This window comes from Histidinibacterium lentulum (assembly GCF_003789055.1).
Taxonomy (GTDB): Bacteria; Pseudomonadota; Alphaproteobacteria; order Rhodobacterales; family Rhodobacteraceae; genus Oceanicola; species Oceanicola lentulus.
The window spans coordinates 12335-38476 of record NZ_ML119094.1 but is presented as its reverse complement, the minus strand read 5'-3'; the positions used below and the strand labels follow the sequence as shown (position 1 = coordinate 38476).

The window sequence follows — 26142 nt, the reverse complement described above, 5'->3', positions numbered from 1 at the left end:
CCCATGCGCCTCGCCCCGCTCCTGGCGCTGCCACCCATCGCGCTCGGCATTGCCGCGGCGGCCTGGATGGTCGCGTCTGCCCCCGGCCCCGCGCAGGTCGGGGGCGACGCGCCCGCACTGCCCGTTCGGGTGATGACGGTCGCGGCGCAGGATATTCGGCCCGCCGCGACCGCTTGGGGCAACCTGCGCGCGGCCGAGACCTGGGTCGCCGTGGCCGAGGTGCAGGGCGAGGTGATCTGGCGCCATCCGGACCTTGAGCCCGGTCGCCTGATCCCGGCGGGGACGGAAGTGCTGAGAATCGACCCCGCCGACTACGAGCTGGCGCTGGCGCAATCGCAGGCCGACCTCGCGGTGCTGGAGGCCGAGCGCGTGCAGCTTACGGCAGAGGCGGACAACACACGGCGCATCCTTTCGCTGGAACAGAACCGGCTGGCCCTGACCGAGACCGATCTGGAACGCACGCGCACACTCGTCGCGCAAGGCGCCGTTCCGCAATCGCGCGCCGACGAGGCCGAGCGCGCGACCCTTCTGGCCCGCCGCACGGTGGCGGAACTGGAGAACACGCTCGCCCTGATCCCCTCCCGCGAGGCGCGGATCGCGGCACAGGTCGCGCGCAGCGAGGCCGCCATCAACCGGGCGCGCCGCTCGCTCGACCGCACGACCCTGACGACGCCGTTCGACCTGCGCGTAACCGAGGTGAATGCTGAGCTGTTTCAGACCGTCGCCCCCGGTCAGGTGGTGATCCGTGCCGACGGGATCGCGGCGGCCGAGGTCGTGGCGCATCTGCCCATCGACAGCTTTCGACAGCTGCTGGGAGATGCACCGGAGGGCATCACCCTTGCCGACATGATGCGCGACATGCCCGCCACGCGGATTGCAGTGACGCTTAGCCCTCTGTCGGACCCGAGGCAGATCTGGAGCGCCCGTGTTGTCGGGATCGAGGGCGCGCTGGATGCCCGTGCGCGCACCGTGCCGGTGGTGGTCAGGGTTGACGACCCCTATGAGGGCGCGGACCCGCCCCGCCGCCTGCCGCTGGTGCCCAACATGCAGGTGCAGCTTTCCTTTTCGGGCGCTTCCATGACAGGCCTCATCGCGATCCCCGAGGCGGCGTTGCATGGCGACATGGTGCGTATCCTTGGCCCCGAAGACTTGCTGGAATTGCGCCCCGTCACCGCCGCCTTCGCGCAGGATGGCCGCGTCGTTATCGCCGCTGGCCTGTCGCCGGGCGAACGCGTGGTGATCGACGACATCGCGCCGGCCATTCCCGGCATGGCCCTGACCCCGGTCGAGGTCCAGCCATGATACGCTGGTTCACCGGCCACCCGACGGCGGGCAACCTGCTGCTTCTATTGTTCCTTGCAGCGGGCATCTTTGCCGCGCCGGGCCTGTTGCGCGAAACCTTCCCCGATTTCCGCGCCGTCGAGGCCGAGGTCACCGTGCCCTACCGGGGCGCTGCAGCCGAGGATGTGGAAGCCGCGATCTGCGCGCCGCTCTGGGACGGAGTGCAGGGTGTCGAGGGGCTGGAAACCTTCACGTGCACGGCCCAGACTGGTCGCGCGCGGGCCGTGGCAACCATGGCGCCCGGTAACGATGCGCTGCGCTTCGTCAATTCGCTGCGCACCGAGGTGTCCGCCATCGACACCTTCCCCGACCGCGCCGATCCTGCCGTGGTGCGCGAATTGCACCGCTCGGATCCTGTCACATCGGTCGCCATCTCGGGCGATCTGCCTCTGGGCGAGCTGGACCGCTACGCTGACGCGCTGTTGGACCGGCTGACCGCCCTACGAGGTGTCGCGGGCGTCACGCGCGGCGGCCTCGGCACCCGGACACTGACCATCATTGCGGAGCGCGCCGTGCTCGACAGCCACGGGCTGACACCCACGACGCTCGCCACCGCCATCGCCGCGCAGAACATCGACCTGCCCGCAGGCACACTGGAGGGGCCGGGCGCGGAGCTGACCCTGCGCTTCACCGCCGAGCGCGATACAGCCAGGACGCTTGCCACGATCCCGGTTCTGGTGTTGCCCAATGGCGCGACCCTGACGCTGGGCGACGTGGCGGCGATCGAGGAACGCTTCGACCCGCCGCAAGACCGCGCCTTTGTCGATGGCATCCCCGCCATCGTGCTCGATGTCGCCAAGGCGCTCGATGCCGACGCGCTGCGGGTGCTCGACGGCGTCGCGGCGCTGGTGGCCGAGGAAACCGCCCGCCTGCCCGACACGATCACGGTGGAGGTGGTGCAGGACGTGACCTCCATCATCCGCGACCGGCTGGTGATGCTGGTTCAGAACGGGGTGATAGGCCTTGTGCTGGTGGTCGTCGTCATGAGTCTGTTTTTCCGACCTGGCTTCGCGATCTGGGCAGCGATGGGCCTGCCCATGGCCTTTGCGGGCGCCTTCGTCTGGATGGCGCTGACAGGGCTCAGCCTCAACATGATGACGCTGGTGGCGCTTCTGATGGCGATCGGGATCGTGATGGACGATTCCATCGTGATCGCGGATTCCATCGCGGTTCATTCGGCCAAGGGGGCCACGGTCGAAACCGTCGCGGCGGGCGTCGCAGCCGTGGCGCCCGGCGTGATCTCGTCCTTCCTGACGACGTTGGCCGTGTTCCTGCCCCTTGCCTTTCTGGCAGGCGAACTGGGGGCGGTGCTGGAGGTTCTTCCGGTGGTCCTGCTGGCCGCACTCGCCGCTTCGCTGATCGAGGCCTTCCTGATCCTGCCCCATCACCTGAAAGGCGGGATGAAGGACACCGCCGCATCCCGTTTTCGCATCCGCTTCGAGGCGGGTTTCGATGCCCTGCGCGAACGTGGCGTGGGCCGCTTGGCAGACGCCGCGATCAAGGCGCGCTGGCTTGTTGTCGGTCTGGCCATCGGGGCGCTGATCGTGACCGTCGGCGCCTTGGGCGGCGGCGTGGTCAAGCGCGAGGCGATGCCCGAGATCGACGGCGACGTGCTGGAGGCGCGGCTGATGCTGCCCGCGGGCACGCCGCTTGTGCGCACGACCGAGGCCGTCGCACAAGTAGAGGCGGCGCTGGACCGCGCGAACGCCCGCCTGTCCCCCGATCAGCCCCAGGCACAACCGCTGGTGATCCGCCGCATCACCCGGCTGGGCCGCAACCTCTCGGCGGGCGAGGCCGGTGCCCATGTCGCCACCGTCGCGGTGGACCTGCTCGGCGCCGAGACACGCAGCAGCACGTTGGACGAAATCGTCACGCTCTGGCGCGCGGAAATCGGCACTCTGCCCGGTGTGTCCTCGTTGATCCTGACCGAGCCGGGGATCGGCCCGCAGGGCATCGCGGTGGAATTGCGCCTGAGCCACCCCGACCTCGCCACGCTGGAGGCGGCGGGGCGCGCCACGCTGGCGGAGCTTGAAACCTATGCCGGTGTGCGCAACGCGATCCTCGATTTGCGCCCGGGCGCGCCCGAATTGCGGCTGAGCCTGTCGCCGGGGGCCGAGGCGCTGGGGCTGGCCGCAACGGATGTGGCAAGCCAACTTCGCGCGGCCTTTCTCGGCACACAGCTTGCGGAAATCCGGCGCGGCGATCTGGCCTGGGAAATCGAGCTGCGGCTTGCCGATGAGGACCGCGCCAACCGCGCTGACCTGAACCTTTTCGAGATCGCGCTGCCCGGTGGCGGCACCGTGCCGTTGTCGAGCATCGCCACCGTCACCGAAGCACGTGGGTGGGGAACCATCACGCGCCGCAACGGGTTGCGTACGCTGACCGTCGCGGCCGATGTGGACGGCCGCATCGGCAATGCCGACGCGATCACCGCCCGGCTGGCCGAGGGCTTTCTGCCGGACCTCGCGGCTGCCACCCCCGGCCTGATCTTCGAGATCGGTGGGCAGGCCGCGAATTCGGCGGAAACCGTCGTCTCGATCCTGCGCGGGTTCCTGATCGGACTGGTGGGCATCTACATCGTCCTCAGCTTCCAGTTCCGCAGCTATGTGGAGCCGCTGATCGTGATGATCACCATCCCGCTGGCGTTCCTGGGCGTCATCTGGGGCCATGTCCTGATGGGCTACAACATCTCCATGCCCTCGCTGGTGGGGGCGGCCTCGCTTGCGGGAATCGTGGTGAACAACGCGATCCTGCTGGTCGGCGTCATCAACACCCGCCGCGCCGAAGGACTGTCAGCTGCGCTGGCCGCAGGCGAAGCCGTGCGATCGCGGTTCCGTCCTATCTTCGTCTCGGTCTCGACGACGATCATGGGCATGGCACCCTTGCTGCTGGAATCCTCGACGCAGGCCCAGACGCTCAAGCCGCTGGTGATCTCGGTTGTCTTCGGACTCTTGGCTGCGACAGTACTGATCCTTCTGGTTTTGCCTGCGTTCTACGCAGCACTTGAGGACCTCAGGCACGGAAAACGAGGAACTGGCGAACTGGCGGGAGCTGGCTGATCAGCCACTTATTTTCGGAACGACAAGCGGGCTGAAGCATTCTGACGTTTGCCCGGCCAATGGCTGCTATGAGTCGAAGCCGGTCCCCGCTTGCCCTCTTGGCAATCTGCACTCCGTAACGGTTGTGTACTATCCCGCGTCCCTTACGTTCGGGGCGTGATGTGCCCAGGGTGCGCGCGATCAATCAAATCCGCTTGCTATCGTTAGTGTTGTTTTGTATCGCCGCACCATTATAGCTGGAGTCGGTGTCATGAATCACAAGGTCCGGACCGCAGCAGCTGCTGCGGCCGTTACAGTATCGAGCCTCGTCGGTTCGGTCGAGCCGGCGCAAGCCTACCAGGTCGACTGTGCCATTCTGCTTTGTCTCGCGGGCGGCTGGCCGGCATCGGCACCCTGTGCCCATGCGCGTGCGGTCTTCATCCGCAGGATCACACCCTGGCCGATTGAGCCGCCCTTGCAGATCTGGCGTTGCCCTATGGGGGCGTCGTTCAACGCCCCTGCCCCGCTCTCGCCGATGGAACGGCTCTACGATATCGCCTTCCGAGAGGCGCCCCAGGCCAGCGTACAGCAAGATCCCCTGCCCCTGGTCCAAGTCCAGTCAGACGAGCAGGCCGACATCGACATTTCGGGCGACGCCTTCGACTTCGTCCGCAGCATCCGCGTCTTTCACATCCAGTTCAGCCAACGCGAAAACAGTGAAGGCGATTGCAACCGTTACGACGCCACGCGCCTCGGATCCTACGGTGTGCAGGGTGACTATCGATGGACACGGTCGAGTGTTGCCCACGTCCCGCCCGCATCACAGCTGCCCGACACCGGGCACTGCAACTGGGTCAGCTACCGCTCGGTCTTCGTGGACTGGCGGGATCATGAGGGGAACTACGGTTTCGAAGAGGTCCGCTACTGAACTTGGCCGGGCCTGGCCCGGGGCAGGTCCGCACCTGATCATCTTGCGCCTGTGACGGTGCACCGAACCAAAAAGGGAAACGACGCCAGACCGAAAAGCCTGACGCCGCACTAGAAGAACCCGTGAACAAGGATCTTCTAGCGCACTGTCCGAACCGCCGCAACCAGCAAAGTTGTTTTGCTGGCAATAATGTTGTTTGCTCTCGGCATGGGGTCGTCTCTCACAGGAGACACCGACCATGGAACCCACGACCGGCCTGATCCTGAGGCGGATCACTCAGACAGATCTGTCCGTTTCCGCCCACAAGCTGGCGACCGTCATCCTCGACGCCATTGCGTGGAAGGAGGGTTACAACGGGCTGCCGCGAGGGACGGCCGCCTTCACGCTGGCCGACTTGGCATCCAAGATGGGCATCTCGCGCCAGTACCTGACCGAGCTGCTGTCTGAACTCGAAGCGTCTGAGCTGGAGCTGAGACGCGACAAGCCCAACGGCAAATTCGCGCCCTGGCTCTTCCGCTTTACGGCCTTCGATACTGAGGACGGCGATCAGGATGTTGCGTCAGGCACAGGCGACACATCACTATCTAGAGAAAGAAATAACAAAACTATTTTCTCGGGACAGATCACTATTTCTGAGGTATCGAACGTCTTCCAGACGTGTTGGGCGGAGTTGAACAAAGCTGCGAAGAGGGCCCTGCCCTGCTGGAACGTCGACACGCAGGTGATCTGGGACCGATTCCTTGCCTTCAACCGAGCTCGCGGGAACGACAGGGTTCCCGCCGGCTATCTTCTCGGGTTCATGCGCCGATGGCGAACCTCACCCGGTTCGGAAAGCCGACCAACGGAAGCGCCAACTCCGCAACAGGCAGCTGACCCACGCGAGCGGGTGTTGCTCGCTCAGATCAAAGCCGCACCCAGCGGCAACCGGCAGTTTCACGCGTCAGATCTGTGTCGGCTCATCGGGCAGGCTGCCTACGATGCGCGGGTCGTCGACGTCATCCGGCAGTTTGGCTGCCCAAGGTTCACCGCGACACTCGCGGTTCATGGGAAGGCCGTGATCGCAGGCGAGATTACACGATGACTTTGCGGTGCTCCTGCGACACCGCCTGTGTCGGCTCACGTCAAAGACGAGAGACGATTTCCTTCAGGCATCGAACGCATGGACGTTGAGCAGATCGACATCGTGCGAATACCATCGCGCTGTATATCGACCGAATGGTCACGATCACATTCATGAACCAGGAGAAGCCATTGAACCTTCAACGTGCCATCGAAATCGCTGCGGAAGCCCATCGGGAACAAACCGACAAGGCCGGTGCGCCGTATCTGCTACATCCGCTCCGGGTGATGATGTCATTGGAGACCGACGACGAACGGATCGTGGGCGTCCTGCATGACGTGGTCGAAGACGGCCCCGGCTGGACATTCGAGCGCCTGGAAAAAGAAGGGTTCTCGCCGACTGTGCTCGACGCCTTGCGCCTTGTAACGAAGCGGCCCGAGGATGAAGGCGACAGCGAGGCAGTGTACGTGGCCTTCGTTCAGCGCGCCAAGGGCAACAAGATTGCGCGTCGGGTCAAGACGGCCGACATCCTCGACAACCTGAACGCTTCGCGTTTGTCCGCACTGACCGAAAAAGACATGCGCCGCATGAACCGCTACCTCGCTGCTCTACGGGAGCTGCGGGATGCAGACACCTGACAGCGCTGTATTCGGGTATCACTGGCGTGCGGCCAGCACATCGTAGAGATCCTCAGGCGACAGCCCATCATTTCGATCAGAGCTCGATCTTGTCTCTGTCGCGCGCGTCTCGACGATCCGCCACATGCGATAGCGCCCCTGCCCCGTGACCTCCCGGATCAGGCCCCGCTCCTCCATCCAGTCGACGTTGCGCTGAACCGTTGCCCGGTGCGCACCTGTCAGTTTCTCAGCCATCTGTACCGAGACGAGCGGCCAGCTTGTGAAAAGGTCCCGCAGCAACGGCGGTGTCTTGCCCGAGAGCGGTGCCATCGTTCGCTCGGCAGCCGCTGCCCAAGCCTCGATCTCGTCGAGCCTGCGCAAGGCTGCCAATGTCGCGCTCTCCATCGCGCTCAGCCAGCGCGCCAATCGGGCGGGCTGGTCCCCGATCGCGCGGAAACCCCCTCCCCCGCCCATGGCGATGGGTGCGAAGATTGCGCCCGGAGCGCTCCCCGACGGCGCGAGATCGGCGATCGCGACACGCGCAGCCGTCACCGCAGCCTCGAGCGGGTCATCGACCGGTGAAAGCTCCGCGACGTGCCAAAGATGAAAGCCCATGCAGGCCCGTGTCACGGGGTGGAGATCCTCAGCCTGATCCATCATCGCGAGCCATCCGGCGGCCCGGTCCTCAAAGGCTTCGCGCTCTGCCATCTCGGCCACGCGCGAGGGCGCCTTGGCATCGTCGAAACGCTCCCCCTGCCCCGGGCGGTCGCGCCGGTCGAGAAAGGTTTCGAGGTCGCCCACACCTGACCGATGCGCCAACGGCGCGGGTCCGCCGGTCAGCCGCCGCACGGTCCAGCCGATCCGGTACAGCGCTTGCGCATCATCCGTGACGGTCGAAACCCGCAGCGCCATGTAGAGCGACAACCGGTCGAGCCCAATGCGGTCCTGCGTGAGCCAGCTGAGATCCGCGGCTTCGATCAGGGCAAGCCGCTGCCGCCAGCCAGCCGGGCCTCGGCGCAGGCGTTCATCAAGGATTCCCAGGCGCGCAGAAACACGGGCGAGCTGCGCCGCCTGCCCGGCCTCGGCCGCGCGCCAGGCATCGACAACATCGGATTCCTTCGCCTCAGGCGGAGGTCCGGGCGGCAGGTAATCCGGTTCGTCCTCTATCGGCCCGGGCAGGAACCAGAGATCAGCGTCATCCCGGTCCTCGGACGCCTCCATGTCCTCAAGAGGCACCCCCTCGTCGTCCATATATGTCTGGCGTGATCGGTTCATGCGCGCATTATACGGCCATTATGCGCGCTTGACGATGGAGTTTAAGGGGCTGCGATTTTCTCTACTATAGAGGCGCCCGAGGCCCCTGTCTTCTCGAGGACGCTGGAGCGCCTCTCGCGGGCTTCAGCCCATTGATACAAGGCTTCCCGAACTCAGCGCGACGAAGGAAACACCCCTTGCGTACGTCTACAAACGGTCGTTTATTAGTGACATATGAAACTGCAAACGGCCTGTTTTGATGCCCCTGATCGGCTACGCGCGCGTCTCGACCGAGGATCAGACCCCCCTGCCCCAGTCGCAGGCCCTGAAATCCGCGGGCTGCGTCGAGATCCACGAAGAGCAGGCCTCGGGCGGCAACCGTGCGCGGCCCGTGCTGGCCCGCGTGCTCGAGCGGATTGGCAAGGGCGATACGCTGGTCGTCGTGCGCATTGATCGTCTGGCGCGATCGCTGTCGCATCTGCTCGAGGTCATCGAGCGGCTGGAGGCGAAAGGTGCCTTTTTTCGCTCGCTGACCGATCCGATCGACACGTCCTCGCCGCAGGGCAAGTTCACCCTGCAAGTTCTCGGTGCCGCGGCCGAGTTCGAGCGCGCCCTGATCCGCGAACGCACCAAAGCGGGGCTGGCCTCGGCACGCAGCAAGGGTCGGATCGGCGGCAACCCGGGCCTGCGCGCCCGCGATCCCGCGGCGCTTCGCAAAGTGCGGCTGGCGAGGCAAGACGGTTACATGGATCGCCTGAACGAGACGGCACAGGACTGGGTACCGCACGTTCGTCGCCTGCGGCCCGACATGGCCTGGGAGGACGTGCTGCGCATCATCAACGCTCCCCTGCCCCATGAACGTCAGTGGACACAAAGCCGATTACTCCGCGCTGTGAACGCGTATGTGCGGGATGGGTTCTTGGACGAAACCGTGTTGGGCCGTGCCGGTCGCCGCGATACCGACGACCGTTTGCCGGCCATCGTTGCCGGCATCAAGGGCGCAAACCCGGAGATTACGCTGCAAGAAATCTGCAACCGGCTCGAGAAAATGCGGGAGCGGACGCCGCGTGGGCGGACCAGCTGGCAGCCGTCATCCGTGAAGATGCTGTTGGAGCGAGCCGAGAGGCTGGGGCTACTTGATTGAAGTCGCGGGAATCGCCATGCGATTCTTATGATCTGCAGTCCGTAGGCGTCCACAATACATGTTGTGGCCACGACGCCACGACCCACGAGCTGTTGAAGTACGCTGCGAACAAGGCCACCCAACGCACTGATACTTAACGGTTTTCTCTCGTCAGAAATCAGCCCCTTCAACGCGCATACGCCGTTCAACGGTTTGGGCTGGATTTACTCACCAAAACTGTTAAGGTCTACAAAACAATAAAGACTTGAGGGCAGTGATGAGCGGGATACGAGCCTCTCAAAGATTCGATGTCATGTCCAAGCGGCTTGGTAGCCGGTTGCGAGAACATGCTCAGGAGACTTTTCCACCGGATGCCCAGAAGGGTCTCCGCCGCTTCGCGATGCGGGAAGCGGCAGATCTCCTACGGCTCAACCAGAACACGTTCCGCCACCATGTGTCAAACCTCGAAGGCTTTCCCGAAGGTATACTCGAGGGTGGCAACCGCCGCAGTTTCTCTGCCGAGGAAATGGTCGAGGCCCAACGCGTCCTTCTTGAGACGGGCAGGATTAAGCCCGATGAGCACCCTCACAGAAGAGCCGGCGAACCGTGCCAGGTCGTGACAATCTTCAACCTGAAGGGTGGGTCCGCAAAAACGTCGACCGTGGCTCATGTTGGTCAGCTACTGGGCCTTCGCGGCTATCGGGTCCTGCTGATCGACCTCGACAGCCAGGCAAGTCTGACGAACCTGTTCGGGGTGACCCCTGAACTCGATCCGGACATGCCGACCTCCTACGATTTGATCCGGTCGGAAGGTCCCCTGCCCGCCTCCGATATCATTCGAAAGACGAACTTCCCGACTGTGGATCTGATCCCGGCCTCCATGGACATCATGGAGTACGAGTTCGAGGTCGCTTTGAGCTTCAGACACGGCGCCACCACCTTCCACAGTCGGATCCGTGAAGCGCTTGAGCCTGTCCTGAGCAGGTATGATGTGGTGATCTTCGACACCCCGCCGCAGCTGAACTTCTCGGTGATCTCTGCCCTCTTTGCTTCCACCGGGGTCCTGATCCCGCTTAACGCGTCCATGCTTGATGTCATGTCCCTGGCAAGCTTCCTCGGTATGGCAAGCAACCTGATGGGCGTCGTCGAGGCGCATGCTCCCGAACACGGTCTGAACTTCGTGCGGGTGCTGATCACCCGCTACGAGAATACCGATGGTCCACAGGTCCAGATCTCGTCTCTGCTTCGGACGGTCCTTGGCGATGCGGTCCTCCCGGCCGAGTTCCTGAAGTCGACAGCGGTAGGTGATGCCGCCAATACGCAGCAGAGCATCTTTGAGGTCGAACCTCGCGACGTGAACCGCAGAACCTACGAGCGTGCAATCGAGTCCGTTTCGCGCGTTACCGACGAAGTCGAACGCGAAATCCTAAAGGCATGGGGGCGTAGCCATGGCGCGTAAGGTCTTCGGAGATTCCCTCAAGAACGCGATGGGCAATGCCGCGACTGCAGAAGAGGACGTGGATCTTGATCTGAAACGTACGAGCCCGACAGTCGCTCGTGCGCAAGCATCCGTGCTCGAGGAAGACAAACACGCCACGCGCCTGATCGACCCGAGCGCCGTGCGGATGTCCGCGGTCATGGACCGTATCGATCCGAGCGATGGTCTCGAGGAACTTGTGTCCTCGATCCGGGAGCATGGGCAAAAGGTTCCCATTCTTGTCCGCCGAACCCAGGATGGCGCACTTGAAATCGTCTATGGGCGCCGCAGGCTTCTCGCCTGTCGTGAGCTTGGTCAGAAGGTGCGCGCCACGGTCATGGAAATGACCGAAGAGGAAGCACTGATCGCCCAAGGCGTGGAGAACAATGCCCGCCAAGACCCCTCGTTCATCGAGAGGGCTTTGTTCGTCGCCGGCATCATTCGAGAACTTGGGAAAACAGACGAGACGCGCAAGAACGCCCAGACTATCGCCTATCGGGCACTCCAGATCGATGAGTCTCTCGTCTCTCGGATGAACCGTATCGCGACGGGCATTCCGATGGAGCTGATCCAGGCCATCGGACCAGCACATGGCGTTGGTCGGCGGGTCTGGGAGAAGCTTTTCAGGCTGTGCGAGAAGGACGTCTCGAGAGCCAAGGAAGTCGCCCGCGAAATCCCCCGTAGCTTGCCTGGCCCAGAGCGGCTTGACGCAGCGGTTACGCTGCTCACGGCCACCAAGACAACTCCGCCCAAGGCTGAGCCAGGTGAGCGCGTGAAGATCGGCCGCAAAGGCAATCGCATCACTATCGATGTGGACGCTGATCTTGCCCCACGCGTCGAAGAGGCCGTCCGAAAGCTGATCGGAGAGCTTCTTGACCGCGGTCAAGACGGCCCAAAGTGACGACCCCGTGTCTTGACCGCGGTCAAGACATCAAGAGCAACGAGCAGAAAACGAAAGGAGGAACGGCTAGAAAAGGAAAGACCCCCCGAAAGCGGTGCTTCCGAAGGGCCTCAATCAGTCTCGACACCTGATTGATACCCCCAAAACGAATCGAGTTCAACACCGCTCGCGGTGAACGGGGAAGCTTTTTCTTCCGAAACACCATGAGACATGTCACTCAAGCACGAACCGCCTTGGCGGAACAGGCGGCTAATGCCTGCCCTAACCCCTACGAGCTTCTGGGGCCGGTGCGGGTTCTTCGGAAAGACCTGAGCCTCACGAGCAACGACGTCACCGTACTGACAGCGCTCATCAGCTTTCTTCCGCGCGATCAGAGCCCCAACTCTGGTGAAACACACTGCAAGCTGACCGTTGTGTTTCCTTCAAACGCCTCCTTATCACAGCGCGCAAACGGCATTGATGAAAGAACGCTTCGCCGCTGCCTGGGGCGCCTTGAGGCTGCGGGTCTCATCCAGCGAAAGAGTTCAGCGAACGGGAAACGCTTCCCTCTCCGCTACGGAGGGATCATCAGGGATGCGTTTGGGATCGACTTGGGTCCGCTACTGCAGAGCCACGATGCTCTTGCAGCCAGAGCATCGAAGGTCACGGAAGAGCGTGAACGCCTGCGCTCCCTCAAGGCAGAAGCGCTAGCGCTGCGCGCGTCCCTCCTACAGGACGAACAGCTCCATGACGCACGGCGGGCTTCACTGGAAACGATCCGAAACCTGCTTCGTCGAGCAACCCTGACTGCCGACACAGTCTTGCAAATCATCGCTGGTCTCCGCGAGCTCGGAGCCAATGCCAAACCGAGCTACGGAGAGTGCCACGATTCAAACACCCGTGCGGACCGAGAGCAATCGCAAGACCAAACCCTCGGCCGTGAGTGCGCGAGCGAAATGTCCGCCAGGACCGGACAAAATGACCGGCAGATAGAGTCTGTAAAAAAAGAACATATTAAGAAAGACACGCACGTGAACCAGACCAACGCTTCCCAAAGCGTTGGAGCACCGACCATGAACCGGGACCCGGCAAAAATGGCATGGACGGACTTTTCACATGTCGCGGACTTCTTCCCAGACCCTCCACGAACAAGCGAAGCCCTCAACCGCGTTCTCTTCGACATCGGTCGATTGCTTAGAATACGCCAAGAAAAACTGATGCGTGGTCTTCAGAAAGCTGGGGCTGGACGGCTTTTGCTGATCTTGGACTACCTGTTGGGAAAAGGCGAAGCGATCAGGCAGCCCGAGGCATACTTTGAAACGATCATGAAGGCATAGAGCATCCAACTTGCACGTCTTGACCGCGGTCAAGACTGACGAAGAGAGGAAAAGGCTGGGGGTTTGAGGGGTGACGGGAGGTGAGATCGGGAGAGTGGCTTCCGGCGCCCGTCGTGGAGAAGATCTGATGGCGAAAGTTGCCCACAACGTCGTCCTGTCCCCATCGCGGGACATCCCCTTCAACAAGCTCGTGCTGAGCCAGTCCAATGTGCGGCGCATCAAGGCTGGCGTCTCCGTTGAGGAACTGGCCGAGGACATCGGGCGGCGCGGGCTCCTGCAGAGCCTCAACGTCCGGCCCGTGCTCGATGCCGATGGTGTCGAGACCGACACGTTCGAGATCCCGGCCGGCGGTCGTCGCTTCCAGGCGCTGTCGTTGCTGGTGAAGCAGAAGCGGCTGGCGAAGACCGCGCCGGTCCCCTGCATCGTGCGGGATGCTGCGTCGGAAATTCTCGCCGAGGACGACTCGCTCGCGGAGAACATGCAGCGTGTCGCCCTGCACCCGCTCGACCAGTTCCGCGCCTTCGCAGCCCTGCGCGAGAAGGGTCAGGGCGAGGAAGCGATCGCGGCGGCCTTCTTCGTCACGCCGCAGATCGTGAAACAGCGCCTGAAGCTCGCGTCCGTGGCCCCTGCCCTGCTTGAGGTCTATGCCGAGGATGGCATGACGCTCGAACAGCTGATGGCCTTCACGGTGAACCCGGATCACGCGCGTCAGGTGCAGGTCTGGGATGCGGTGAAGAACTCCTGGAACAAGGAGCCCTATGCTATCCGGCGCATGCTGACGGAAACCTCGGTCCGGACCTCGGATCGTCGCGCGGTCTTCGTGGGTGTCGATGCCTTTGAGGCGGCGGGCGGTGTCGTCCTGCGCGATCTCTTCCAGGGTGATGACGGCGGCTGGCTCGAGGATCCGGCCCTGCTCGACCGGCTGGTCTCCGAGAAGCTCCATACCGAAGCAGAGGCTCTGGCCTCGGAGGGCTGGAAGTGGATCGAGGTGGCGACCGACCTGCCCTATGGCTACAGCCACGGCCTGCGGCGTCTGGCCGGTGATCCCGCGCCGATGGCCGACGAGGAAAGCGCGTCCCATGCGGCGTTGCTCTCCGAATACCGCGCGCTGGAGGAGGAATACTCCGGCCAGGACGAATACCCGGAGGAGATCGATGCCCGGCTCGGTCAGCTCGAGACGGCGATGGAAGCGCTTGAGCAACGGCCCGTGATTTTCGACCCGGTCGAGGTCGGTCGCGCGGGTGTCTTCGTCACGCTGGATCGGGACGGTAGTCTCGCGGTCTATCGCGGCTATGTCCGGCCTGAGGACGAGCCGCGCGAGGAGACCGCGGTCCAGGATGGTGATGGCGCGGATGCCATGGGGCAGGGGGGTGATGTCGGGGGTTCCAGTTGGAACCCGTCGGCGACCTCCGCCGGGGGTACCGTCATCACCTCGGGTGGTCACCCGATCGGCGCGGACGCATCCGACGAGGAAGACGACGGGGCGCTGAAGCCGCTTCCCGAGCGGCTGGTCATGGAACTGACCGCGCATCGGACCCTCGCGCTGCGTGAGGCCATCGGGCGTTCTCCCGACGTCGCGCTGACGCTCCTGCTCCTGAAGCTGGTGACGGACACCTTCCGCACCTCCTCTGCTTCGGGCAGCTGTCTCGAGGCTTCGGTGCGCCACGTCTACATGTCCGCCCAGGCGCCCGACCTGAAGGACAGCGTCGTGGCTAAGCTGGTCGACGAGCGTCATGTCGCCTGGGAGGCTGATCTACCCCTCGGCGATGATGCTGCCCTCTGGGACTATCTGACGGCTCTCGACCAGGGCAGCCGTCTCGCCCTTCTGGCGCATTGCCTCAGCTTCGGGATCAATGCGCTCCATGAGAAGGTGAACCCTTACGGTGCGGGCATCTCGGCCAGCGGTCTGACCCGCCGCATGGCGCATGCCGACCTCGTGGCCCACGCGGTGGATCTCGACATGGTCGAGGCAGGCTGGGAGCCGACGGTCGATGGCTATCTCAACCGCGTGCCAAAGGCTCGGATCCTCGAGGCTGTGCGCGAGGCGAAAGGGGAGGGGACTGCGCAACTGCTCGACCATCTGAAGAAGGGTGAGATGGCAACGGAGGCCGAGCGGCTTCTCAAGGGCAGCGGTTGGTTGCCCGAGGTCCTGCGCCGGGCCGATCTGGTGGCAAGCGACGGCGAGGCGATCGCAGAAGGGCAGGGGGAGGACGCGGGTCAGCCCGAGGATGTCGATCTCCCGGCCTTTCTGACGGCCGATCTGCCGGACAGCGATGCGTCGATGATGGCAGCAGAGTGATCTGAGCCATCCGGGGGCGGGAAAACCCGCCCCTATATCTCACAAAACACAGCAATATCAATATGATGAATGCGGATACTCGCATTTGGGATGAGGAATCATGTCTGCAACAAACATCATCGACACAGCCCCTTTGGGGGCGCTCGTTCGCTACACCGACGGCAGTCCCAAGCCGCCGGCACGCTTCACCAAGAAGCTTGCCGCCTGGGAGCGTTCGAACGGCGTCGGCCGCCTTGTGAAGAAGGAGCCGCCCCGGGTCTATCCGACCTGGACGGCACCGGCCTTTTTTACGCTGCATGAAGGGAACTTCTCCTCGGACGGGGTGATCCTCGTCACCATCATGCGCAGTCATTCGGCGGACAGCCGACTGATCTTCGAAGTGGCCGAGGTACCGAAGGCTGGGCAGGTGCGTGTGCTCCTCGACTTCGGGGGCAACACTGAATTGCTGCATCTGGCGGAGTCCGTCACCGCGGCCGAGCTATGGATTGCGCGGGAGGGCTATCGCAACGCGCGGCTCGAGATCGTCGGTGCCGAGGAAGGCGAAAGGGCAGGGGGCGCGGACCTGGCCGCCTGAGCCCCGACAATGCGTGAGGGTCTGCCGAAGGGCCGGGCCTCTCACCGACCAAGAAGCTCGTCCCGCGATATCGCGGGGCGCCTTAGGATCCATCCCCCAAGACGGAGGTCTTCAACCAAGAGCCTGCCTGGGAGGCTGGCGGCGTTCCAAGCATGAGCGGGACAACCGGCTCCTGACGTTGGGGCACCATCCCCCGCTCGCCATTCCCTTCCTTGCCCCGAATCCTGTCTTCGAGATCAACCCGCAAAGGGGTCGGACTACGGGCGAGCCCGTGCCGCCGGGTGGATTCGGTCGAGCCGAACGCACCCGGTGATGTCAGCCAGTCTTCGGGCCTGCGGGGTCCTGTCGCGCGGGGGATGGTCCCCCGCCTCCAAGACAGGAGCCAAACAGATGTCCCGCAAAGATGCACACGCCTTCGCCGCCTCCCTCGCCGCCACGCTCATGGTCTCGATCGTTGTCTTTCAGGCAGGGGATGGAACCTTCGGCGCCATCCCCGCCGATGAAATCGACGGCGACGAGGTCCTGATCGTCTCGGAATACGATCCCTTCGGGTGAGGCTTCGGCCTCACTTCCCGAGGGCCCGCTACGGCGCAGGTGCGCCTCCGGGCTTATCGCCGACAGAGTGATCGTCGGTGCCGATCTGAGGAACACCTATGTGCCACCTGCACAGATCTTGGTGCGCACAGGGCGGGAGGACCGGTAGTTCGCTGCATTAGCGAACGCACCCCCGGCTTACGGCAGTGGCGGACACTCAATCAGGCTTATGCGGTCGGCTCCGGGCTGATCGGCCCCGCAGGCGGAGTGAGACAGGCGCTGCTGAGAGCCACTCAGACCAACGAAATTGCAGTATTGGGCTGGGGGACACGCTTAGGGGCTGGAAGATCGAAACGAACTACGCCCCGGTCCCGCATATCCATGATGACCTTGTTTAGATGCGTGCGACGGATCGGAACTTCCTCCATCGCCAGATTGAACATGGGCCCGGGAAACGCCCGCGTTCTGCCTTGCAGAAAGTCGACGATGATCTCCTCCGCCCGCGCTCTGTTCGCTTTGCAGCCGACGCCTTTCTGTTCCTGCTGAAACGCCGCTATGTCCGCCGACGAGAACAGACTGACCTGCGGGCTGTCCCCTTCGCGAAGGTTGTGCCTCATCTCCAATTCTTGCTTCTCGACCTTCTCCTGAACGTCGCGGAAAACCTCCAAACCGGACGGGCTGTGCGTCCCGAGTATGAGGCGCATCTTCACCCGGTCGCGCCTTGGTACCATGATCGAAAAATCTGGCAGGTATGACGCCACCTTGTTTGCGCGCATTGCGGCTTTCATCAAGTGCAGCATCTTCCGCTCGTTGCTCCACTCGGCTGGCAGGCGCGCAAATTCGTCAGCCCATTGGGCATCGGCGAGGAACCGAGCGAACGACGCTGCCACCTCGTGATACTCGGCATGTCGGTTGATGTGGTCCGACATGAAATTCAGCATGAACTCGCCGTTCTGTTCGCGCAGAAAGCGAAACACCTCCTCGTTGCGGATGTTCCATCCGGTCGGGTCGATGAAGGTGAACGTGAAGCCATCGGTCAGTTTGGTGGCAATGGCGTTGAGGTTGTCTTCGAATGCGCCTTCGAAAACATGTATCTCGAACAGCCCCTTAGAAGCGGCGTATTCCCGAAGGCGCGCAACCGCCTCTGGGCGCTGTTCGCAAAAGCAGAAGCGTATTTTCAACCCACCTACACCGCGCTTCCCAAGATCAGCGCGAACGGCTTCCAGTGTGTTGATTGCCTGATCGAAAGAGGCGTCTGAATATTTGGCGTCATCCGACACGCGCCACGGTCCAGCGAAGGCATCTACAAAATTGAATGTCGGAGAATGGCCTTGCAGCGTCTTGTAGGCCGCCGCTTGGAGGTATTTCGTCAGGAACTGGTGCTTTATAAAAGATTGTTCGCGGTCACGGTAAAGGTCTAAATCTGCTGCCATTCGTATCTTTCGCTACTGCAATTCCGCTATGATCGCCTTGGGCACGATCTCCCATGGGAAACCGTTCCATTCTTCACCTTCAAGCAGACGACCACCGGATTTCGGACGCGCACCGCCCCACTGTTTGAAGAAGAACGCCACGTCGTATCGCTCGCAGGCCACACGCAATTCGGTCGCCCACGCCGCTTCCATAGGACGCGCGCCAGGACCGCTCTCGCCGCCGACAATCGCCCAAGCCACGCCGGTTAAGTCAACCTCGCCAATCGGACCGAGCAGAGGCTCGAATGAGATGAAGCGCGCGTCAGAGTTAATCTGCCGAAGGTGTTCGATCCGCCCTTTGTGGGCGGCATCCTCGACAGACACGCCCAGCCAGATATGTGACGGCACTCGCCCACTGTCGTAGCGGCGGCGCACATAGTTGCGCATTAGCGACGACCGTTTGGTAAGCACCTGATACACGTGCCAGTCTGCAGCTTCCATCGCATCGAATACGCGGTCGATGAACTCGCGCGGAATGTCCTTGTTGAAAAGGTCGCTCATCGAGTTGACGAAGATCATGCGCGGCTTCTTCCACTGGGCTGGCTGTGCCAGCCGCGCAGGCCAAAGCCGCAAGTCGAAGCCCTGTTCGTAAGGATGCCCTGCAGTGCCGCGCCAGCGTTCTGCAAACCTTTCCGCGTAACAGTGGTCACAGCCAGGACCGACCTTCGTGCATCCCGTGACGGGATTCCACGTCGCGTCTGTCCATTCGATCTCAGATCTCTGTGCCATGGTCGCCTCGATTTTCTTTGTAATATTAAAAGTTTTCGCGACTGTAAGGAATCCCCCGCTATCGCGCAGCCTCGGAAGCGGACGCATCTGCTTCCGCCTGAACTCGCCGGGGGTCATTGCGAACGTCAACTACGGGGAGGCGCACAGCAGCGCAAAACGTGGAGTGCAAGGTCAGCTCAGGGCCGATCGCGTAGGTCAAGCCTTTAACTGATGGCGAGGTCGCTCGCGGTCTTTCCCGCCGCCAACGCCTCCACGAACCACTGCGGTTTGCGCCCCCGGCCGGACCAAGTGAGCGCCGGGTTCTCAGGGTGCCGGTATTTCGCCGCGGCAGGCAAACGGGCGGATTTCGTCTCGGTGTCGACAAGTTCGGCTAGTGAGTAGCCCAGATCCCGGGCGAGAGCTTCCACCTTGGCGCGGGCTTCCGCCTTCTGACGATCCTCGAATGTGGAAATCGCCTTGGCGACGTCCTTCTGCATTTTCTTCAGCTCGCCGAGCGACAGTGCCTCGAGATCGTAATCAGCCATTGATGCGGTCCATGCCCTGAATGTCCCGGTATCGATAGCCCGTCGTGGCAGGGTGCCGCAACTCCCGGAAGGCAAGGGCAGGGGTGGCAAGACTGGTGATCGCCGTTTCCGCCGCCATGGAGGTGCTGAACTGGGGGTCAGGCTTTTCCGATGGGCAAGGTGACAGGGTCGGGCATGGGCTCCTCGCGCATCTCTGGCTTCTGGGCCATCCCTTCGACTGACAATCCCCTAATCCCGTTCGGGCTCCTGCGCGCAACCCCGCGTCAGTCCGGGCCGTGTTGGCCGCCTTTGGCGTCCTGCCCGCTCCACCCCGGTCCTCTGGGGGTTTCCGGCGTCCATGCTGTCCACCGTGCACGCGTCACCCGACGGGCTTTTTCCGGGTCTTGTCGAAGGGACGGTCCCGAAGACAGGACACACAGGAGCTTACCATGCAGAACATCGTCATCCTCGCTGGCAACATCGGTCAGACCCCCGAAGTCCGCACCACCCAGGGCGGCACCAAGATCACCAACTTCAGCCTCGCCACCTCGCGCCCCCGCCTCTCGGAAGGTCGCGTCCTGCGCGACGAGAACGGCTACCGGGTCATGGACACCGAATGGCACCGCATCACCTGCTTCAACGGTCTCGGCAAGACGGTCGCGGAGCACTGCGAAAAGGGCATGAAGGTCCTCGTCCACGGCCGTATCCACTACACCAAGTGGATCGACAGCATGGGGAACGACCGCTACGGCTGCGAGATCATCGCCGAGAAGGTCGACTTCCTGAGCCGCCCGAAGTCGGCCGAGAACGAAAACCCCGAACTGGTCGACCGCGACGACGAGATCCCGTTCTGAGGAACGGGGTCTCCCCCCTCGGGCCCGGCGGGGAAACCCGCCGGGTTCGCGGCACTGCCACAAAGCGGCTTGGCGCACAAAACAGCCGATACTGGTACAACGATGAACCAAAGTCTCCGGCGTAAGTTCCTAGCCTATTGTTCATTCTGCGGGAGCCCGTCTTTGATAGCGTAGTAGTTACCTTTCTCCGCCACGAAGATGTGCATGGACAGATTGGTTCCGGTTGGACCGTCGAACACGCCCATGGCGATGGCGGTCCAGTCATGATGAACCGGGTCCCAAAAGAGCGTCGACCCGCAGACCGAACAGAACCCGCGCCGCACCTTTTCCGACGAGCGATACCACCGGACGTGTTCCTGCCCAGTGATCGACAACGCGGAGCGCGGCACATCAACCGAGGCGCCGAAGTGTCCGCTTTGCTTGCGGCAGGCGGTGCAGTGACAGGCATTCGGTTGCGGAAGCTCTCCCTGAACGGTGATCCGAACGGCACCGCAAAGACACGACCCGTTATGCACTTTGGGATGCCCTTTCGCTTTCAAGCCGTGCCCGCCGCCGAGTACTCACGTGGCTAATTACGGCCTGTGCCTCCGCAGGCGGCTTTCGCTCCACTCGGCGATAGTCAGAGCAGTCGCGATTTCTGGTCATTAACCCGCAAGAGATCATCGTCCGCCGTAAGGTCGCCGCATCCCCGAATGTATGCTCGGAGGCCAGGTGCGCATTCACGGCCTTTTCGCCGAGCGCCTTTTCCACGGGGAAAGTCGACCAAAGGGCCCAAAGAGCAAGCGTCTGAACAGCACGACGGGAAGGCCATTGTCGAAGTCGTCCCAGCGCATCGAACAGGTTCAGCGTGCGTTCGACAGATCTTGCATCCACGATTGGTGGGGCCTCGCGCGTGTCCAAACGGTTCCGGGCGGCGGCCGCAGCGCGCATATGTTGCAGGTTCTGGAAGCCCGCCGCCCTCGCGACCATGTTCATCAGTGCGAGGTGAGAGGGGCTGGTTTCGTCAAGCTGCTTCGACAGCGCGCGAGAGAAGACGGTCACGTCATCGACGTGGAGCGATAGGGGTGTTTTGGTCATCATACATCCAACACAGGCGTTGTGCTGCTTCGTCGGTCGCTGACTTAACGAAACAACGCCCTGGAAGATGCGATGTCGTTCATCGATATCGCGGCAGGTTTAGCACTCCGACTGGAGCAGCGACGCCTCGGTGACTGCCGACCGTTCTGCTCAATTAGTCGATTGTGCGACCGGATGCAATGAAGCTGACAGTGGAAGCCCGTGAGGGTTCCAGAGTGAGAGGAGTGCCGGTTTCCCGGTGACGGGTTGAGGGCTGGGAGAGTGGCTTCCGGCGCCCGTTGCGGGAGATAGCCGATGGGCGTTGTGGAAGTTCTGGATCCGGTCGCACCGACGCGGGCTGGTGGCTGGAAAGTGGATGTGAGCAGGGGTGAGCGGAACGGGCGGGTGTCGTCCGAGTGGTTCAATCGGCCTGATGACGAGCGGTACCTGTCGCTCGATGATCTTTGGGCCAACGTGAAGGGCCGCTCTGAGCGCAGCCGCAGCCGTGTGGTGCAGACCGCCGATATCCGGGTCGAGGCCGCGCGCGACAACCCTGAGCGGCTGCATCTGATGCTGCCGAAAGCGCATGAGCCGGTCGCGCCCACGCACTGGGCTTTCGGCCAGCTTGCCAGCATCGTCGGCGCACCGGCCTCCTACCTGCGGCAGCTGCCCGCGCCGCTGGCGGGGATCAACCTGCAATACGGCCTGACCAACCACCGCGCCGAGCAGGTGAAGACCTTCGAGACGGAAGACGGCCGGACCGAACTGCGTGCTGTGACCGGCCCCGATTATGGCCGCATCCATGACCATGAACTGGTCGAGGCAGTGCAGCGCATCGCGGGCAATGGCACCGGCGACACGCGCTGGAAGGTGCCGGGTGTGCTCGACTGGTCGACGGGGGTCTACAACCCCGATGTCGAGATCAGCCGCGACACGACAACGCTCTATGCCTCGGACCGCGATGTCTTCCTGTTCCTGGTCGACGATCACAACCCGATCGAAGCGGGCAAGCTGCCGGATGGCTCGCCCGATCTCTACTTCCGGGGTTTCTACTGCTGGAACTCCGAGGTGGGGGCGAAGACCCTCGGCATGGCGAGCTTCTACCTGCGTGCCGTGTGCCAGAACCGCAACCTCTGGGGCGTCGAGGATTTTCAGGAGATCCGGATCCGTCACTCGAAATACGCCGCGTCGCGCTTTGCCCATGAGGCGGCGCCGGCGCTCACGCGGTTTGCCAATTCCTCGCCGCAGGGCTTCGTGAACGGCATCAAGGCGGCGCGACAGCAGATCGTCGCGCGGACAGATGAGGATCGGGATAACTTCCTTCGCAAGCGCGGCTTCTCGAAGGCAGAGTCCGGCAAGATCATCGAGAAAGTGCTGATGGAAGAAGGCCGCCCGCCGGAGAGCATCTTTGACTTCGTGCAGGGCATCACGCGGCTTGCGCGCGACAAGACCCAGCAAGACGCCCGCCTCGACATGGAAGGGCGCGCGAAGAAGCTCCTCGACCGGGTCGGCTGACGCCGGACCCGATAACGCGACCGCCCTCGCGCGCGGCGGTCGCGCTTTCCCCTTCCACATACATGCCACGGGCCCCGCCCCGAGAGGGCTGGGGACTTCGGCCTGCGCATTTCAGCGAGAACCTCCATGACCCCCCAGGAAGAAACCGTCATCCTCGAGGCCCGCGACATCCTCGGTCGCTACCTCAGCCAGAACCCGGTCATCGGCAGCTGGCAGGCGCTGATGGACTATTGCGCGCTCACCGTCCGCGGCCCGATCGAGCGGTTCCACGTGCTCTATCTCGACCGCAAGAACCGCATCATCTCCGATGAGCTTCTCTCGACCGGCACGGTCAACCATGTCCCGGTCTATCCGCGCGAGGTGATCAAGCGGGCGCTGATGCTGAACGCCAGCGCCCTGATCCTGATCCACAACCACCCGTCAGGCGATCCGACGCCCTCGGAGGCCGATCTCAGCATGACCAAGGAGATCCAGAAGGGGTGCAAGTACCTTGGGCTGACGCTGCACGATCACATCATCGTCGGCGCCGGAACTGAGCTGAGCTTGCGGGCCCTCGGCAAGCTCTGAGGGCCCATCGGACCTATCACCGCTGCCCCGTCGAGGAAGAGGGCAGCGGTTTTGTCTTTGACGGTGAAGCGGGGAGAGAGGCTTCCCGCGCCGTCGGAGATACTCCCATGTTCGATCTGCCTTTTCCCATCCACCCGACCGCCCACGCGCGGGGCATCCCGCCGCATTTTACTTCGGGTAACACCGATCCCAATCACCCCTTCGCCCTGACCCTGGCTCGCTGTGCACTGGCTGATCTGATGTCTGGCCGTGCCGCCCCGTTGGTCCTCGCCCGTTTCGCGAGCCTGGCCGAGGCCATGCAAGGCGCGATCGACCATGCCGAGGGGATCGCCCCGGGTGCCGCACCCCAGCTTCTGGCAATCCTCGACCGCGATGCGCGCCTTGTTCTGGCCGGGGCCGCCAGCGACCACGCCGTCGTCTGGTGCCACCCGATGACGAGCGCGTCCGAGGTGCGGGGCGTCGTGACCGAGGCAAGCCAGCTGCGCGCGCAGGCGGGCCGCGCGGCTGCCTGGGGTGAGCCCGATCTCGCGCAGCGGCTGCGCCACCGCGCCGATCTTCTGGACGGACGTCTCGTCGACCCGCTCTGGCGCGCCTTCGCCGCCAGGTCACTGCCGGTCGCTGCGTGAGGCCCGAGAGACAGAGAAGGGCAGGGGGGATTTGGAGCTTGTCCGGGGGAGAGAGATCGCCCGGCCCGGCTCCGATCCCTTCCCCTTACCGGAGACACCCGATGACCCTGAGTGAACCCACCCTCGCACCCCCGATGGCGCCCTCGACCGTCGACGTGGCGCAGATCTTCGCGGCCCATGCCGCGCGCGCGGCCCGCATCGAAGCGCTGCGCCCCGGCAACAAGGACCGCCTCTTCGATGGCCTGATGGCTGCCGGCATCACCCATGTCACCGTGACCTTTGACGGCGCCGGTGACAGCGGCCAGATCGAAAGCATTGGCGCATGGTCCGGTGAGACCGCCGTCGAGTTTCCCGCGACCGAGATCGAATACGCGGCGCTGACGTGGGACGACCCCGAGGTCGAGATGCGGCAGCTCCCGCTGGAAGATGTCGTCGAGCAGCTGGCCTACGATTTCCTCTCCGACACCTATGGTGGTTGGGAGAACAACGACGGTGCCTGGGGCGAGTTCTGCTTCGACGCCGCGGCCCGCTGCATCCACCTCGAGTTCAACGAACGGTTCACCTCGTCCGAACTTTACACCCACGACTTCTGAGGGGGTGGCGATGGCACATCCTTATCACCACGCCCTGTCCTCGGTGAAGAAATGGGGCGGCACGGTCGACGACTTCATCTCCGTGCACACCTGGTTCGACGCCAGCAAGGAGATCACCGCTGACTTTCGGCACCGGGCGCTGCGCCACCATGCCGAGGGCATCTTCATGGCCGAGACGATCTTCGGGCCGACCCTCACCCTCTCGACAGGGCGCGTCATCCCGACCCGTTGGGTCGGCGAGCAGCATGTGAAGGAAGACCTCGGCTTCATCCCGAGCTTTGCCGATTGGGTGAAGGCGATCCGGCCCGAACCCTGGATGGGCCGGGCCGAGCGGATCGAGGCACTGGTCGATCCGCATCTTGCGTCACCAGTGGTCGAGGTCAGCTGAGATGACCGATCCGGCCTATCAGCGTCTCGGCCTGCCGGCGAAGGCGTCGCCTTACACCGTCCTGCGGGCGGCGGTCCGGGCGCTCCACCCCGACACGCGCGCCGTTCGTGGCTTCCGGGCCGCGCGCAAGCGTTTCTACCGGCAGATGCTCTGCGCCCATGCCGCGCGACAGGCAGCGAGCGATCCGCCCTCCGGCTGATCGGTCCCAACAAACCCCTCATCCCAATCCAGTGCCCGGCCTCTCGGCCGGGTCTTCAAATTCAGGAGGTTCCCATGGCGGATTACTTCACCCATTTCTCATGCCTGCTCGACGTCGGCAGCCCCGACAAGGCGGCCCGCGCGCTCGCGCTGCTCCAGGAACTGCGCGCTGCGGATCAGGACGCCGATGACCCGGAGGTCGCAGGCTTCGATCTGGTTCACCAGAACGCGCCCGAGGGCAGCAGCCTCTGGATCCATGATGACGAGCACGGCGATGTCGAAGCCGTCATCCGCTTCGTCCTGCGCCTCGCCGAGGAGCTCGGGCTCACTGGCCTCTGGGGGTTCCAGTATGCCCTGACTTGCTCCCGGCCCCGCCTCGATGCCTTCGGCGGCGGCGCGCATGTCATCGATCTCGGTGCCCGCAAATCCATCGGCTGGACCGGCAGCCAGGAATGGCTGGCCGCCGCGCTGAACGGGGAGGACGTCGATGCCTGAGGTGATCTGTACCACCGTCTACCAGTTCCCCGAACTCTCGGATGCGGCCAAGGAAAAGGCGCGCAGCTGGTATCGCGAACTGGGCCCCCACGACGATTGGTGGGACGCGGTCTATGAGGATTTCCAGCGGGTCTGCGAAATCCTCGGCATCCGCCTGAAAACCACCCCCGTCCGCCTGATGGGTGGCGGGAGACGGGCCAAGCCCTGCATCTGGTTCTCCGGCTTCTGGAGCCAGGGCGATGGGGCCTGCTTCGAGGGCTATTGGTCCCAGGCAAAGGGCGCGGCCGCGCGCACCCGGGACTACGCGCCCAAGGACGCGACGCTGCATGGCATAGCCGACCGGCTGCAGGCCATCCAGCGGCGGAACTTCTACCAGCTCGCCGCCGAGGTCAGCCACCGTGGCCGCTACTACCACGAATATACCATGGCCGTTGACGTCACGCGGGACAGCCCGACCTGGCAGCCACCGACCGAGGACGCCGAGGAGATCGTGACCGAGGCGCTGCGTGATCTGGCCCGCTGGCTCTACCGCCAGCTTGAGGCTGAATACGACCACCTGACCTCGGATGAGGCCATCGAGGAGGGGATCATCGTCAACGAGTACACCTTCACGGAAGCCGGGCGTCGCTTCGGGTAAGGGCGCACGGTTGAAAACTGTCAGAAAACTGCGTATGTTTCTGACAA

28 protein-coding genes are annotated in these 26142 nt (G+C 63.5%); 22 read left to right on the top strand and 6 right to left on the bottom strand.

Annotated elements, in window-relative coordinates; translation table 11 throughout:
• Positions 1-3: 3 nt before the first annotated feature.
• From EAT49_RS20095 to EAT49_RS20075, 5 genes are all read left to right on the top strand, one after another.
• Complete coding sequence (locus tag EAT49_RS20095) at positions 4-1302, top strand: efflux RND transporter periplasmic adaptor subunit (protein WP_123644101.1); 1299 nt, start codon at positions 4-6, stop codon at positions 1300-1302.
• Positions 1299-4400, top strand: coding sequence for an efflux RND transporter permease subunit (locus tag EAT49_RS20090; RefSeq protein ID WP_123644100.1), 3102 nt, complete (start codon positions 1299-1301; stop codon positions 4398-4400). Before EAT49_RS20095 ends, EAT49_RS20090 begins: the two co-directional genes overlap by 4 nt.
• A 250-nt stretch (positions 4401-4650) precedes the next feature.
• A complete protein-coding gene (locus EAT49_RS20085) occupies positions 4651-5307 on the top strand; it encodes a hypothetical protein (RefSeq protein WP_123644099.1) in 657 nt (218 codons plus the stop codon).
• Between the two features lie 238 nt (positions 5308-5545).
• Complete coding sequence (locus EAT49_RS20080) at positions 5546-6388, top strand: helix-turn-helix domain-containing protein (RefSeq protein WP_123644098.1); 843 nt, start codon at positions 5546-5548, stop codon at positions 6386-6388.
• A 152-nt stretch (positions 6389-6540) separates the two neighbouring features.
• A complete protein-coding gene (locus EAT49_RS20075; RefSeq protein ID WP_123644149.1) occupies positions 6541-7005 on the top strand; it encodes a bifunctional (p)ppGpp synthetase/guanosine-3',5'-bis(diphosphate) 3'-pyrophosphohydrolase in 465 nt (154 codons plus the stop codon).
• Positions 7006-7023: 18 nt separating this feature from the next.
• Here the strand turns inward: EAT49_RS20075 and EAT49_RS20070 are convergent, their stop codons facing one another.
• The gene (locus tag EAT49_RS20070) at positions 7024-8259 is read right to left on the bottom strand and encodes a helix-turn-helix domain-containing protein (protein WP_246003922.1); all 1236 of its coding nucleotides are present in this window, start codon (positions 8257-8259) and stop codon (positions 7024-7026) included.
• Between the two features lie 238 nt (positions 8260-8497).
• On the opposite strand from EAT49_RS20070, the gene EAT49_RS20065 reads away from it, so the two are divergent.
• From EAT49_RS20065 to EAT49_RS21360, 7 genes are all read left to right on the top strand, one after another.
• Complete coding sequence (locus tag EAT49_RS20065; RefSeq protein ID WP_123644097.1) at positions 8498-9382, top strand: recombinase family protein; 885 nt, start codon at positions 8498-8500, stop codon at positions 9380-9382.
• Between the two features lie 292 nt (positions 9383-9674).
• Positions 9675-10820 (top strand): plasmid partitioning protein RepA, encoded by a 1146-nt coding sequence (gene repA, locus EAT49_RS20060; RefSeq protein ID WP_185020860.1) that lies wholly within the window; start codon positions 9675-9677, stop codon positions 10818-10820.
• On the top strand, positions 10810-11739 hold the full coding sequence (locus tag EAT49_RS20055) for a ParB/RepB/Spo0J family partition protein (RefSeq protein ID WP_123644095.1): 930 nt from the start codon (positions 10810-10812) through the stop codon (positions 11737-11739). Before repA ends, EAT49_RS20055 begins: the two co-directional genes overlap by 11 nt.
• 203 nt (positions 11740-11942) lie before the next feature.
• A complete protein-coding gene (locus EAT49_RS20050; RefSeq protein WP_123644094.1) occupies positions 11943-13055 on the top strand; it encodes a helix-turn-helix domain-containing protein in 1113 nt (370 codons plus the stop codon).
• A 127-nt stretch (positions 13056-13182) separates the two neighbouring features.
• Entirely contained in the window at positions 13183-15354 is a 2172-nt protein-coding gene (locus EAT49_RS20045) for a ParB/RepB/Spo0J family partition protein (protein WP_123644093.1), read from the top strand.
• 100 nt (positions 15355-15454) lie between these two features.
• Positions 15455-15928: a hypothetical protein gene (locus EAT49_RS20040; protein ID WP_123644092.1), complete on the top strand. Its 474-nt coding sequence runs from the start codon at positions 15455-15457 to the stop codon at positions 15926-15928.
• Between the two features lie 390 nt (positions 15929-16318).
• On the top strand, positions 16319-16483 hold the full coding sequence (locus EAT49_RS21360; protein ID WP_185020859.1) for a hypothetical protein: 165 nt from the start codon (positions 16319-16321) through the stop codon (positions 16481-16483).
• Between the two features lie 272 nt (positions 16484-16755).
• On the opposite strand, the gene tcmP is transcribed toward EAT49_RS21360, so the two are convergent.
• From tcmP to EAT49_RS20025, 3 genes are all read right to left on the bottom strand, one after another.
• The gene (gene tcmP, locus EAT49_RS20035; protein WP_123644091.1) at positions 16756-17895 is read right to left on the bottom strand and encodes a three-Cys-motif partner protein TcmP; all 1140 of its coding nucleotides are present in this window, start codon (positions 17893-17895) and stop codon (positions 16756-16758) included.
• A 12-nt stretch (positions 17896-17907) separates the two neighbouring features.
• A complete protein-coding gene (locus EAT49_RS20030) occupies positions 17908-18663 on the bottom strand; it encodes a DUF5131 family protein (RefSeq protein ID WP_123644147.1) in 756 nt (251 codons plus the stop codon).
• Between the two features lie 203 nt (positions 18664-18866).
• Positions 18867-19187, bottom strand: coding sequence for an H-NS histone family protein (locus EAT49_RS20025; RefSeq protein ID WP_123644090.1), 321 nt, complete (start codon positions 19185-19187; stop codon positions 18867-18869).
• An 83-nt stretch (positions 19188-19270) separates the two neighbouring features.
• On the opposite strand from EAT49_RS20025, the gene EAT49_RS21355 reads away from it, so the two are divergent.
• Both EAT49_RS21355 and EAT49_RS20020 read left to right on the top strand, forming a co-directional pair.
• The gene (locus tag EAT49_RS21355; RefSeq protein WP_185020858.1) at positions 19271-19408 is read left to right on the top strand and encodes a hypothetical protein; all 138 of its coding nucleotides are present in this window, start codon (positions 19271-19273) and stop codon (positions 19406-19408) included.
• Between the two features lie 207 nt (positions 19409-19615).
• On the top strand, positions 19616-20020 hold the full coding sequence (locus EAT49_RS20020) for a single-stranded DNA-binding protein (RefSeq protein ID WP_090271194.1): 405 nt from the start codon (positions 19616-19618) through the stop codon (positions 20018-20020).
• Positions 20021-20154: 134 nt separating this feature from the next.
• On the opposite strand, the gene EAT49_RS20015 is transcribed toward EAT49_RS20020, so the two are convergent.
• Positions 20155-20559: a GFA family protein gene (locus EAT49_RS20015; protein ID WP_246003921.1), complete on the bottom strand. Its 405-nt coding sequence runs from the start codon at positions 20557-20559 to the stop codon at positions 20155-20157.
• A complete protein-coding gene (locus EAT49_RS20010) occupies positions 20528-21097 on the bottom strand; it encodes a DUF2087 domain-containing protein (RefSeq protein WP_123644089.1) in 570 nt (189 codons plus the stop codon). The genes EAT49_RS20015 and EAT49_RS20010 overlap by 32 nt, the downstream gene beginning before the upstream one ends.
• 294 nt (positions 21098-21391) lie before the next feature.
• Here EAT49_RS20010 and EAT49_RS20005 point away from each other — a divergent pair, with 294 nt between their 5' ends.
• The 8 genes from EAT49_RS20005 to EAT49_RS19970 all read left to right on the top strand — a co-directional run bounded on the left by EAT49_RS20005 (position 21392) and on the right by EAT49_RS19970 (position 26095).
• A complete protein-coding gene (locus EAT49_RS20005; protein WP_123644088.1) occupies positions 21392-22591 on the top strand; it encodes a DUF932 domain-containing protein in 1200 nt (399 codons plus the stop codon).
• 126 nt (positions 22592-22717) lie between these two features.
• On the top strand, positions 22718-23158 hold the full coding sequence (locus tag EAT49_RS20000) for a JAB domain-containing protein (protein WP_123644087.1): 441 nt from the start codon (positions 22718-22720) through the stop codon (positions 23156-23158).
• Between the two features lie 107 nt (positions 23159-23265).
• Complete coding sequence (locus EAT49_RS19995; RefSeq protein ID WP_123644086.1) at positions 23266-23784, top strand: DNA repair protein RadC; 519 nt, start codon at positions 23266-23268, stop codon at positions 23782-23784.
• 101 nt (positions 23785-23885) lie between these two features.
• The gene (locus EAT49_RS19990; protein ID WP_123644085.1) at positions 23886-24377 is read left to right on the top strand and encodes a DUF6878 family protein; all 492 of its coding nucleotides are present in this window, start codon (positions 23886-23888) and stop codon (positions 24375-24377) included.
• Positions 24378-24387: 10 nt separating this feature from the next.
• Positions 24388-24765 carry a DUF6915 family protein gene (locus tag EAT49_RS19985; protein WP_123644084.1) on the top strand — a complete coding sequence of 126 codons (378 nt, stop codon included), beginning with the start codon at positions 24388-24390 and terminating at the stop codon, positions 24763-24765.
• Between the two features lies 1 nt (position 24766).
• On the top strand, positions 24767-24964 hold the full coding sequence (locus EAT49_RS19980) for a hypothetical protein (protein ID WP_123644083.1): 198 nt from the start codon (positions 24767-24769) through the stop codon (positions 24962-24964).
• A 74-nt stretch (positions 24965-25038) separates the two neighbouring features.
• Positions 25039-25458 (top strand): hypothetical protein, encoded by a 420-nt coding sequence (locus EAT49_RS19975; RefSeq protein ID WP_123644082.1) that lies wholly within the window; start codon positions 25039-25041, stop codon positions 25456-25458.
• The gene (locus EAT49_RS19970; protein ID WP_123644081.1) at positions 25451-26095 is read left to right on the top strand and encodes an antitoxin of toxin-antitoxin stability system; all 645 of its coding nucleotides are present in this window, start codon (positions 25451-25453) and stop codon (positions 26093-26095) included. The genes EAT49_RS19975 and EAT49_RS19970 overlap by 8 nt, the downstream gene beginning before the upstream one ends.
• Positions 26096-26142: the final 47 nt, after the last annotated feature.